Source organism: Natroniella acetigena, assembly GCF_023227745.1.
Lineage (GTDB): Bacteria > Bacillota > Halanaerobiia > Halobacteroidales > Halobacteroidaceae > Natroniella > Natroniella acetigena.
Map to the genome: position 1 here is coordinate 11683 of NZ_JALKBX010000018.1, position 12169 is coordinate 23851.

General features: G+C 35.8%; 9 protein-coding genes. All 9 read left to right on the top strand.

Going from position 1 to position 12169, the window contains the following annotated elements:
• The first annotated feature begins 278 nt into the window (after positions 1-278).
• Positions 279-1685, top strand: a complete 1407-nt coding sequence (locus tag MWH25_RS05915; protein ID WP_248626722.1) for a trimethylamine methyltransferase family protein — start codon at positions 279-281, stop codon at positions 1683-1685.
• Between the two features lie 311 nt (positions 1686-1996).
• Positions 1997-3388: a sodium:solute symporter family protein gene (locus tag MWH25_RS05920; protein WP_248626723.1), complete on the top strand. Its 1392-nt coding sequence runs from the start codon at positions 1997-1999 to the stop codon at positions 3386-3388.
• 257 nt (positions 3389-3645) lie between these two features.
• Positions 3646-4452: a histidine racemase CntK family protein gene (locus MWH25_RS05925; RefSeq protein WP_487047185.1), complete on the top strand. Its 807-nt coding sequence runs from the start codon at positions 3646-3648 to the stop codon at positions 4450-4452.
• A gap of 142 nt (positions 4453-4594) precedes the next feature.
• On the top strand, positions 4595-6619 hold the full coding sequence (gene hutU, locus MWH25_RS05930; protein ID WP_248626725.1) for a urocanate hydratase: 2025 nt from the start codon (positions 4595-4597) through the stop codon (positions 6617-6619).
• A gap of 227 nt (positions 6620-6846) precedes the next feature.
• On the top strand, positions 6847-7449 hold the full coding sequence (locus MWH25_RS05935; RefSeq protein WP_248626726.1) for a cyclodeaminase/cyclohydrolase family protein: 603 nt from the start codon (positions 6847-6849) through the stop codon (positions 7447-7449).
• 453 nt (positions 7450-7902) lie between these two features.
• A complete protein-coding gene (gene ftcD, locus MWH25_RS05940; RefSeq protein ID WP_248626727.1) occupies positions 7903-8805 on the top strand; it encodes a glutamate formimidoyltransferase in 903 nt (300 codons plus the stop codon).
• Positions 8805-10058 (top strand): imidazolonepropionase, encoded by a 1254-nt coding sequence (gene hutI / locus MWH25_RS05945; RefSeq protein ID WP_248626728.1) that lies wholly within the window; start codon positions 8805-8807, stop codon positions 10056-10058. The genes ftcD and hutI overlap by 1 nt, the downstream gene beginning before the upstream one ends.
• A 183-nt stretch (positions 10059-10241) precedes the next feature.
• A complete protein-coding gene (gene yqeB / locus MWH25_RS05950) occupies positions 10242-11054 on the top strand; it encodes a selenium-dependent molybdenum cofactor biosynthesis protein YqeB (RefSeq protein ID WP_248626729.1) in 813 nt (270 codons plus the stop codon).
• A gap of 73 nt (positions 11055-11127) precedes the next feature.
• Positions 11128-12147, top strand: coding sequence for an ABC transporter substrate-binding protein (locus tag MWH25_RS05955; RefSeq protein WP_248626730.1), 1020 nt, complete (start codon positions 11128-11130; stop codon positions 12145-12147).
• Positions 12148-12169: the final 22 nt, after the last annotated feature.

The window sequence follows — 12169 nt, forward strand, 5'->3', positions numbered from 1 at the left end:
TCAATATAATATTGTGGCACTTTTGTACCACATAGCTGTGAGCTATGAGTCTTGAGTCGTGAGCCAAGTCAAGAGCAGAAAAACCAAATTCAAAGTCATCTTTAAACCTTTGTTTTCATGGGGTTATATGGTTTGTTTTTTTTAGTTTGAAAATTTTGATTGAGCTCATAGCTCATGACACATGACTCACGACTAGTGGCACTGAAAGTGCCACTATATATCAATTAAGTTGACATATATGGTAGAGAATTTAATTTTTAGTTAAAGGGGGAATTGAAATGAAAGAAGCATTTCAAGGTGGATTACTTAAGTTTTTGGATCAAAATCAGATGGATTTAATTCATCAAAAGACATTGGATATTTTAGAAGAGGTAGGAGTTAGAGTAGAAAATAAGAAGGCGTTAGAGTTATTCGATGAAAAAGGTGCAGAAGTTGACTTTGATGAAGAAATAGTCAAGTTACCAAATAGTATGGTAGAAGATGCAATAGATACTGCTCCTTCTAAAGTGATTTTATATGGTAGAGAAGAAGATAATCATATAGAATTAGGTGGAACTAATGTTTATATTGGAACTGGAGGTACTGCTGTTAATGTTTTAGATATAGATACAGGAGAAAGAAGAAAGGCTACTTCTCAAGATGTAGCTAATACAGCTAAATTGGTTCAGGATTTAGATAATATAGATTTCTTTGTAATTCCTGTCTTTCCTGATGATGCTGGAAAAGAAGGAGCAGATGAAGCTAGATTCTTTAACGCATTAAGAAATACTACTAAGCATATCATGGGTGGTATTTATACTGCCGAAGGTCAGAAAAAAGTCATTGATGCTGCAGTCAAGATTGCTGGTTCAGAAGAAGAACTAAAGGAAAAGCCTTTTATCTCTTTTATTGCTAATATTATGAGTCCTTTAACAATGGAGCGAGATTATACGGAATACTTTAGGTATGCTGTAGAGCGAGGAGTACCAGTATTAGGGCCTCCAGCTCCAATTGCTGGAGCTACTAGTCCAATTACGTTACCAGGAACGATAGCTCAGACCAATGCTGAGGCATTATTTATGGTTATCTTTAGCCAGTTAATAGAGCCGGGAGCTAAGACGTTGTATTCAGTGGTTCCTACAACAATGGATATGAAGAGTTCTGACTTTAGATTCAGTTCAATTGAGATGGGAATGATGAATGCAGCTTGTGCTCAAATGGCTCAATATTATGATTTACCTATTTATAATACTGCTGGGGTGTCTGATTCTAAGGTTCCTGATATTCAAGCTGGTTATGAGAAGATGTCAAATATCTTAATGGCTGCTTTATCTGGAGCTAATTATATTCATGATGCAGCAGGACTGTTGAATACAGGAATGTCTGTTGCTTACGAACAGTATGTAATTGATAATCAGATGTTAGGAATGGCTAAGCGAGTCTTGCGAGGCTTAGAGTTTAGTGAAGAAAGATTAGCATATGATGATATTAAAGAGGTTGGCCCGGGAGGTAACTTCTTAACTGCTAGTAGTACAATGAAGTATATGAGAACAGAATTCTTTGATGATCAATTATATGATGATAGAGACTGGGATGATTGGTCAAAAGATGGTGCTCCTGATGCTCGAGAGAGAGCTAAAGATATTGCACGAGAAATTTTAGAGGGAGAGAGTGAAATTTTAGTTGATGAGGAACTGTTAAGCTAATTAACAAGTGAAAATTTTGAAATTATTTGAACCCCCTTTCTATTCTGAAATCTTGTGATTTCAGAATAGAAAGGGGTTCTTGCTTAAATAAATCAACTAAAACATTGAGGTAGAAGAACTTAAATTTGTCAATTATATATCTTCTATGAATTTCTTTATTCAGTACCATAAGGTGCGGAATATTTAATTTCAAAGTATTAATTCCAGGTTACAAAGAATAATTTCTATTTTACATTGGATATTTGTCTGGTTTATTGTATATTGATAGTAGAATATATTTGGTAATAAATATTATTTTAAGGGAGTTGATTATGTTAACCGTAAATCATTTTATAGGTATGGCAATTACATTGCTAGGAGTAACAGTTGTAAGTATTTTTTCATTACAGAAAGTAGAATCATCAGCTGATTTTATATTGGCTGGGCGTAAAGCAGGAGCTACTTTAGTAGCAGGAACCATCCTAGGTACTCTACTGGGAGGAGCTTCAACTATTGGCACAGCACAATTAGCTTATGAATCTGGTTTGAGTGGAATAGGATTTACTCTAGGTGGAGGATTAGGCTGTATCATTTTAGGTCTCTTTTTTACTAAAAAATTGCGAGGATCAGAAGTAGAGACTGGTCCTCAATTTCTAGCTAAGACTTTTGGTGTAAAAGCTGGTTTTTTAGCTAGTATATTTATCTCTCTAGGAACCTTTATTAATGTAATAGGTAATACTTTGGCAGCAATAGCGCTCTTGACTTCAATTTTAGGTTTGTCTCCTTTAATTGCAATGTTTTTGATGGTCATTTTAGCTGCTGTACATATTCTTTGTGGTGGAATTTGGGGGAGTAGTTTGGTAGGAGTCTTGAAGGTGATTTTGCTCTATATTGCCTTAATCTTCTCCAGTGTGATTGCTTTTAGTTCAATAGGAGGATTTAGTGGTCTTGGTTCAGAATTAAATATTGTTCCTTTCTATGGAGTTTTTGAACGGGGGATAACTAATGATTTAGCTGCTGTTTTGGCTGTTGTTATTGGTTTTTTATCTACTCAAACATATCTTCAGGCAGTCTTTATGGGGAGAGATGCAAGAGTCAGCAGAAATGGAGCTATTATTTCTGGTTGTTTAATGATTCCTGTAGGTTTAATGGCTACTGTAGTTGGTCTTTATATGCGGGGTAACTACCCTAATATAAATAGTAGTCAGGCTCTTCCTATCTTTATTCTTGAACATTTTCCTCCATTGTTAAGTGGTATTATTTTAGCAATTTTATTGGTAACAGTGACTGCTACTATTGGTGGTTTGACTTTAGGTATTAGTACAACTCTTAGTCAGGATGTATATAGAAAATTAATCAACTCAGAAGTGAGTGATAGGAAGATCTTGTTAATTTCCAGATTATTAACTCTGATTATTATGTTATTAAATCTTGGCTTTGTAATGACAAATCTAGGCTCAGTAATTATGGAGTGGAGTTATCTATCTATGACTTTAAGGGGGACAACTATGTTTCTACCTTTGATAGCAGCTGTTTTCTTCAGTAGTAGAGTTAGTAGTCAAGCTGGATTTTGGAGTGTTTTTTTAGCCCCTTCTATTTCACTTGGTTGGGCTATAATAAATGGTGAAGGAATTAATCCTCTCTATATAGGCTTGGTGGTTGGTTTCTTGATCTTGGGTAGTAGTTTGTTGAGGTCGAATAAAGATTCTAAAATATTTAGTTGACAGTGTACGGTTTACAGTTTACAGTTAAGATCAAAACCTTAAAAAATTAAGACCTTTGAAATGCCTTATGTTGGCAGGTTTATAGTGATTTTGATTTAAGTTTTTAATGGTTTTAACTGTCAACCGTCAACTGTAAACTGTACACTGATATATAGTGGCAAAGTGCCACTATATATCAATACTGTTGAACAGTTAGAATCAGAATCTTAGGAATATAATCTTTTATAAGGAGGGAGAGCAAAATTAAATTAAACTTTATAAAACTCAGTCCAGCAGAGAACACTACTGTCTTAATTACTAATTATGTTCAGAACAAATCATATCCTGAATTGGCTAGTAAAGTGATGGAGTATAGTTATCTCAATGCTGAACAGGTTGGCTTTATTGAGGAACCTCAAAATGAGGAGACACTCTTTAGATTGGAGATGTCGGGAGGGGAGTTTTGTGGAAATGGAGTTTTAGCAGCAGCAGCTTTAGCTAAATATTTAGACTTAACTTCTAATAATAAATTCAAGCTAGAATCTTCTGGGGCCAACCATCCTTTAGAATGTTATGTTGAGCTGTCTGATCAGTATAGTTATCAAGTTAGATCGGCGATGCCTGTGGATTATAATTATCGGAAGTGGAAGCATGAGTTTCAAGGGCTACAATTAGCAGGAAGGATGGTTCAGTTTGAGGGGATTACTCATTTATTAGTTGCAGATAGAGATGCTTTAACTGAAGATTTGATAGAACAGTTGCTTAAAGAGTTAGCTTCAGAAATTGCTGCGGAGGCTTTAGGCCTAATTGTATATAACCAAGATCAAGCAGGTTATTCAATTAAACCCTGTGTTTATGTTAAGCAGACTGGAAGCTTGGTCTTTGAACGAGGGTGTGGTTCAGGGACTTTGGCTGTAGGCATCCATCTAGCTAGGAAGAGAAGAGAGTCAGTCCGAATAGATGTCAAGCAACCAGGAGGAAGTACTAAAGTGGAGATAGTTGTTGATGATAAGGAATCTGTCATTAAGAAGGCTTTTTTAGAAACAGAAGTAGATGTTACATGTCAAGGTACTATTTTAATTTAATGGAGTAGAAATTAAAGAAATTGACTTTTATTTGACGATGCCCTCATATAATTAAATTGCAACAGTTTGATATACTAAGATGGTTATAAAATTCAATTATATCAACTAAATTTTAATTAAATAATTAAAGGGGGAATATAAAATGGAATTTGATCTTTCGAAAGCTAAGAAATTTACTTTGGCTGATGAATTACCGGAAATGCCTGAATTTGAAGAGGGAATTCGTAGAGCACCTAAGAGGGAACTTAATTTAAATCAAGATGAGATGGAGGTTGCTTTAAAGAATGCTTTAAGGTATATCCCACCTCAGTTACATCAAGAGTTGGCTCCAGAATTTATGGAGGAATTATTGACGCACGGAAGAATTTATGGTTATAGGTATCGTCCTAGTGGAAATATTAAGGCTAAGCCTATCGAGGAGTATGAAGGAAGGACTACTGAAGGTAAAGCATTACAATTGATGATCGATAATAATTTAGATTTTGATATTGCACTCTATCCTTATGAACTAGTAACATATGGTGAATCTGGTCAGGTATGTCAGAACTGGATGCAATATAGATTGATTATGAAGTACTTACAGGAGATGACTGAGGATCAGACTTTAGTAGTTCAATCTGGTCATCCGTTAGGTTTATTCCCATCTAAGCCGGATGCTCCAAGAGTAATATCTACTAATGGATTAATGGTAGGAATGTTTGATAATGATGAAGCATTCAATAAAGCAGCAGCTATGGGAGTTGCTAATTATGGACAGATGACTGCTGGTGGTTGGATGTATATTGGCCCGCAGGGAATAGTACATGGTACGTATATTACATTGCTTAATGCTGGACGTAAATTCTTAGGAAATGACCAAGATGAAGATTTAGCTGGTCAGTTCTATATTACTTCTGGTTTGGGTGGAATGAGTGGAGCTCAAGCTAAGGCAGTAGAGATTGCTGGAGGAGTTGGAGTAATCGCTGAAGTTGATATGTCTAGAATCAAAACCCGCCATGAACAAGGTTGGTTAAGTGAGTTTTCTGATGACTTAGATGAAATTTTTGACTGGGTAGCAGAATATCAAGAGAAAGGTCAAGCAGTCTCAATTGCTTATCATGGTAACGTAGTTGACTTATTAGAGTATGTTGTTGAAAATGATATTAAGGTAGATTTATTATCAGATCAGACTTCTTGCCATGCTGTTTATTCAGGTGGCTACCATCCAGTAGGTTATAATTTTGAAGATGGTAGAGAGTTACTAAATACTGATCCTGTTAAGTTTAGAGAAGAAGTAGATCAGACATTAAGAAAGCATTATGGTTTTATACAAGAGTTAGTAGACCGAGGTTCTTACTTCTTTGACTATGGAAATAGTTTTATGAAGGCTGTTTATGACGCTGGAGTCGAAGAGATAGCTAAAAATGAGACCGATCCAAGCCAAGGGTTTATCTTCCCTTCTTATGTAGAAGATGTAATGGGGCCAATCTGTTTTGACTATGGTTATGGGCCTTTCCGTTGGGTATGCCTAAGCGGTAAAGATGAAGACTTAAGAAAGACAGATCAAGCTGCTAAAAGCTGTATTGATCCAGATAGAAGAGCACAAGATTATGATAATTATCAATGGATTAAAGATGCTGAGGAGAATGACTTGGTAGTAGGTTCAAAGGCTAGAATCCTGTATGCTGATGGTCAAGGACGGGTTGAAATTGCACTTAAATTTAATGAGTTGGTTCGCAAAGGTGAGATTGGCCCGGTGATGTTAGGGCGAGATCATCATGATGTTAGTGGAACGGATTCTCCATTTAGAGAGACAGCTAATATTAAAGATGGTAGTAATGTAATGGCTGAGATGTCTGTTCAGTGTTTTGCTGGAAACTGTGCTCGAGGAATGACTTTAGCAGTAGAGAGTAATGGTGGTGGAGTTGGTATTGGTAAATCATTCAACGGTGGTTTTGGTTTAGTACTTGATGGAAGTAAGAAGGTTGATGAGATTATCAAATCAGCTCTAGATTGGGATGTTCACGGTGGTGTTGCTAGAAGAGCTTGGGCTAGAAATGAACATGCGATTGAGACTATGCAAGACTGGAATCAGAGAAATGAAGGTAGGGGTCATGTCACGATTCCTTATCAACCAAAAGAAGGATTAGTTGAAGATATCGTTGCTGATTATTTAGATGAAGAGTAAATGATACAAAATAGTGTCTGTGTGTGTAATCAGTGTCAGTAAAAAATCAAGTTCAAAACTTTTATGATTTAAAGGGGTTATCGGGTTGAATTTCACTGACCTACCAGTCCTAAAAAAACAGGACTGTTCGTGAAAACCATAAAAACCATAAAAATCATATCCACAGACACAGACACAGACACAGACACAGACACGTTACACTTGTTTAATAAAAGGGGGAGAAAAAAATGAGTTTTTCTGATTATACTTTAAATGAATTTGTTGAAGAGTTGGCCAGTAAGTCTTCAACTCCAGGTGGAGGAAGTACTGCTGGATTAGGTGGTGCTTTGGCTTCTGCCTTAGCTTTGATGGTGATTAGATTGACTAAGGATTCAGAGATAGATCAATTCACTGCTGAGTTAGAGGAGCTGAAATCTGAAGCTTTAAGATTGATTGATGAAGATTCTGAGAGCTTCGATAAGGTAATGGCTGCTTTTAGATTACCTAAGGAGACTGAAGCAGAGCAAGAAGAGCGGAGCAAGCAGATCCAAGAAGCATTAAAGGGAGCTAGTATTACTCCATTGAATACAATGAAATTAGGATTAAAGGTCTTAGAGATTGCTAAAGAGGTAGCTACAGAAGGAAACCCTAATGCAGCTTCTGATATAGGAGTAGCTGGATTGATGGCTTTGAGTACTGTTAAAGGTGGTAGTTATAATGTCTTGATTAATGCTGAGTCGTTAAAAGATGAAAAAGTTGCTAAAGATTTAAAAGATGAAGCTAGTGAGATAATTACTAAAGCAGAGAAATTAGCTGCTGAGATTGAAGAAATCGTTAAGAGTAGAATTTAAATACAAAATAGCTTAACAATTGACAATTGACGGAATGTACAATTTACAATTAAAGATCAAATTCTTAAAAGCTTAAGTTCTTTGAAGAACCTTGTGGCAATAAGCTTTGATTGACTTTGATTATAAGATTTGAGGTTTTTAATTGTCAATTGTCAATTGTCAATTGTACATTGTAAATTGTAGAGTACTCTCAGCTAAAAGGAAATATTGGAAGATGAAATATTTAGTTGTAGGATACTTTGCAGTTATTGATGGTTTAAGTGTTTGTGGTTTTATGATTTTGAATCCAACTGTCAATTGTCCCTACGGATCTTGATCAAGACCCTTCGTGAAAACTATAAAAACCATATCAATTAGACGGGGGGGCAGAGAAATTTAGTTATCTGCGAAGTATTGTAATGACAGGCTTTAATTTAGCTGAGAGCACTAATCAATATAAAGGGAGTGTTAATAATGAGTCAGATATTAGAATGTATTCCTAACTTCAGTGAAGGAAGAGATGAAGCAAAGATAGAGAAGATTGTAGAACCATTTAAGAAGACAGATGGGGTTAAATTACTGGACTATTCAGCAGATAAGGATCATAACCGTCTTGTAGTTACTATGATTGGAAGTCCCGAAGGTTTAAAGAAATCCATGTTAGAAGCAATGGAAATAGCGATTGATGTAATCGATATGAACCAACATACAGGAGAACATCCAAGGATGGGAGCAGTAGATGTAGTACCATTTACTCCAGTTCGAAATGTAACTATGGAAGAAGCTGTAGAGATATCAAAGGAGGTAGCTCAAGAGGCTGCTGAAAAGTTTGATCTACCTATTTATCTTTATGAAGATGCTGCAACAAGTCCTGCCAGAGAGAATTTAGCTGATATTAGACGGGGCGAATATGAAGCTATGGCACAGAAGGTGCAACAGCCTGAATGGAAGCCGGACTTTGGCCCTGCTAAGGTTCATCCAACTGCTGGGGCAACTGTGATAGGAGCTAGAATGCCATTAGTAGCTTATAATGTCAACCTTGATACAGATGATCTGGAACTTGCAAATGATATCGCTCGTAAGATTCGTCACTCTGGTGGAGGCTTAAGATATTGTAAGGCTATCGGCATTGACTTGAGTGAACGAGGTATTGTTCAGGTTTCTATGAATCTGACAAACTATACTAAAACATCACTTTATCAAGCATTTGAAATGATCAAGTTTGAAGCTAAAAGATATGGCGTCAACATTATTGGTAGTGAATTGATTGGATTATTACCTGCTCAGGCATTATTTGATGTAGCTGAATATTACTTAGGAGTTGAAGATTTCTCTCCAGAACAGATAATGGAAAATAGATTATTGGAGGATCTATAATGAGTAATGTAGTAATCAAGAATGCTGGAGAATTAATTACCTGTCAGGGCCAAGCTCCTAAGACTGGTTCTAAGATGAACGAATTAGGGATTATCACTGATGGTGCAGTAGTAATTAAGGATGGTCTGATTAGTCAGGTAGGTAAAACAGACGAAATATTAGAAGAGATTAATGAAGAAGAATTTGAAGTTATTGATGCTGCTGGAAAGCCTGTTTTACCAGGATTTATTGATTCTCATACTCATTTTGCATTTGGAGGTTATAGAGCAGATGAGTATAGTTGGAGATTACAAGGAGTACCTTATACTGAAATTATGGAACGTGGCGGAGGAATTATCAACTCTGTAGCAGGTACTCGAAATACTTCCTTTGACGAATTAAAAGAGAGTGCTCGGAAACGATTGAATTCTATGCTCTCCTTTGGAGTAACTACTACTGAAGGTAAGAGTGGTTATGGTCTTGAGCTAGAGACTGAACTGAAGCAGTTAAAGGTGATGAAAGAGTTACAAGAGGAACATGAGATAGATATCAGTACTACTTTTATGGGTGCTCATGCTATTCCTGCTGAATATGAAGGGCGTTCTGGAGAATTTATAGATTATTTAATAAAAGAAGTTATGCCTGTAGCTGTTGAAGAAGGTGGAGCAGAATTTTGTGATGTTTTCTGTGATCAGGGAGTCTTCACAGTAGATGAGGCTCGCAAAATTTTGCTTCAAGGACAAGAGTTAGGGTTGAAAGCAAAGATTCATGCTGATGAAATTGCTCAAGTCGGAGGAGCTGAATTAGCAGCAGAGCTAGGAGCAGTTTCTGCTGATCACCTACTTAAGGCTTCTGATGAAGGGATAGAGTCGATGGCTGAAGAAGATGTAATAGGTACTTTGTTACCGATTACTGCTTTTAGTCTTAAAGAGCCTTATGCTCGTGGTAGATACATGATCGATAATGGCTTACCAGTAGCGTTAGCTACAGACTTTAATCCTGGCAGTTGTTATTCAGAATCAATTCCACTGTTGATTGCTCTCTCTACATTGCAGATGGAATTAACTCTAGAGGAAGTAATAACAGCCTTAACCATTAATGCAGCAGCTGCTATCGATAGAGATGCTGAGATAGGTAGTATCGAGGTAGGAAAAGCAGGAGATTTAGTGATTCTTGATGCTCCTTCCTATACTCATTTAGCATATCATATTGGAGTTAATATTGTAGAAAAGGTTATTAAGAACGGTGAGTTGGTAGTTGAACATAATAATTAAATTCCTGGGACTATTAGGTGTAAATTTATCATAGTAAACAGGATACCAGACTTGATAGTATTTATTATTAGGTCTGGTTTTTAATAAATATAATAAAGTTATTTTTTAGTGAAGTGTTGGCACTATAATGGATATAAGAAATGCAAAATTAATATTATTCTTGTTAATAAGGAGCTGAATCAGATGTTTGGAAATATCAAAGTATTAGTCAGAGGAGCTGGTGATTTAGCTAGCGGGGTTATTCATGCTCTATATCAGTCAGGTTTTAAAGTAGTAGCTACAGAGATTGAAACTCCTTTAGTAGTAAGGAGGACAGTTTCTTTTGCTGAAGCTATTTATCAAGGAGAACTTACAGTAGAGGGAGTGAGAGCATCCAAGGTAGATAATTTTGCTAAAATAGAAAAGATTTTAGCAGATGCTAAGGTTCCGGTTATTGTTGATCCTGAGGCAAAAGTAATTGATTTCTGGAAACCACAAATTGTAGTTGATGCTATAATGGCCAAGAAGAACTTAGGAACTAGAATAAATGATGCTGAAATAGTTATTGGATTGGGTCCTGGATTTACAGCTAAAGAAGATGTAGATGCTGTAATTGAAACAAACCGAGGACATGACTTAGGGAGGATAATAAAAGAAGGACAAGCTCAAATTGATACTGGAGTTCCCGGGCAAATAGCTGGTTATAGTAAAGAACGAGTATTAAAGAGTTCTGTTTCTGGCATATTCACTTCCGATAAGAAAATCGGCGAACAAATTTCAAGCGGTGAAGTTTTTGGTTATATAGGAAATACTGCAATTAAAGCTGAAGTTGACGGGGTTATTAGAGGATTAATAAAGTCAGGTATAGATATAAAAGTAGGAACTAAATTGGGAGATATAGATCCCAGAGGTATCGAAGAATATTGTTATACTATATCTGATAAAGCTCGTACTATAGCAGGATCTGTTATAACTGCCATTTTGTCATTAAGCAAGGACAAAAATAATTTGTTTTAATTTTTACACCCGTTATTTGAATGCGAGAATAACGAAGTAATTAATTCTATAATTAAGGAGGAAAAGATTAATAATGAAATTAATAAAGAAATTGATTTTTTTATTTATAATATTAATGTTGATAATTTCATTTAGTAACTTTAATTCTAATTCTACTGTAGCTGAAGGTCAAACGGTAGTGGATATGGTGGGAAGAGAGGTAGAAGTACCAACTGAGATTAATCGGATAGTAACAACTTATAATACTGCTACTCAATTTATTTTTGCTTTAGGAGCAGAAGATAAATTGGTTTCGGGAGCTAAACATTCATCGTTGCAGAAGTTATCTACAATGTTAAATCCAGAACTACAGGAATTACCTGATGTAGGTTCTAGAAGAGAAGGGGTGAATTTGGAACAGATTATAGCACTACAGCCTGATTTAGTGATTCTTTTTCCATATAATGATGGGCCAAGGGCAGCTGAAAAATTAGAGGAGCAAGGAATTACTTCAATTATTATTAAACCGGAGGATTATCAGCAGATTAAAGAAACAAATAAATTATTAGGAAAGGTACTCCAGTTAGAAGAAAAGGCTAAAAAAATAAATAAACAATATACTCAAATCTTACAGTTATCAAAAGAGGTTGCTCAACTATCGGACGAGAAGAAGACTGTCTATTTTGGTAATTCTCATCTATTAGATACTGTAGGTAAAGGGATGTTACAGACTAGTTTAATTGAATTAGCTGGGGGAATAAATCCAGCTAAAGAAGCTAAGGATGGTTTTATGAAGATCTCTTTAGAGCAGTTGATTACTTGGAATCCTGATGTAATTATTCTTTCACAATGTTATCGGGGGCAGATAAAGGAATTAAAAGAGATGCCTGAATATCAAACAATAACAGCTGTTAGGGAAGGAAAAATTTATCGTATTCCATCAAATTTAGAGCCTTGGGATTTTCCTAGTCCTTCTTCTTATTTGATGATTCCTTGGTTAAGCGAAAAGTTATATTCTGATGAGTTTATAGATATTGAGGTTGAGAGAATAGTTGATGACTTTTATTATGAAGTCTATGGGGAGAGATTTAGTGAATTAGATGGTCAATTATAAATATGAGGATAAGGAGTTTAAA

What these genes read in the sequence shown, in the direction of transcription:
- hutI (WP_248626728.1), top strand. Translation starts at nt 8,805, where the DNA reads ATGAGTAATGTAGTAATCAAGAATGCTGGAGAATTAATTACCTGTCAG.
- MWH25_RS05955 (WP_248626730.1), top strand. Translation starts at nt 11,128, where the DNA reads ATGAAATTAATAAAGAAATTGATTTTTTTATTTATAATATTAATGTTG.
- MWH25_RS05935 (WP_248626726.1), top strand. Translation starts at nt 6,847, where the DNA reads ATGAGTTTTTCTGATTATACTTTAAATGAATTTGTTGAAGAGTTGGCC.
- MWH25_RS05915 (WP_248626722.1), top strand. Translation starts at nt 279, where the DNA reads ATGAAAGAAGCATTTCAAGGTGGATTACTTAAGTTTTTGGATCAAAAT.
- ftcD (WP_248626727.1), top strand. Translation starts at nt 7,903, where the DNA reads ATGAGTCAGATATTAGAATGTATTCCTAACTTCAGTGAAGGAAGAGAT.
- yqeB (WP_248626729.1), top strand. Translation starts at nt 10,242, where the DNA reads ATGTTTGGAAATATCAAAGTATTAGTCAGAGGAGCTGGTGATTTAGCT.
- MWH25_RS05920 (WP_248626723.1), top strand. Translation starts at nt 1,997, where the DNA reads ATGTTAACCGTAAATCATTTTATAGGTATGGCAATTACATTGCTAGGA.
- hutU (WP_248626725.1), top strand. Translation starts at nt 4,595, where the DNA reads ATGGAATTTGATCTTTCGAAAGCTAAGAAATTTACTTTGGCTGATGAA.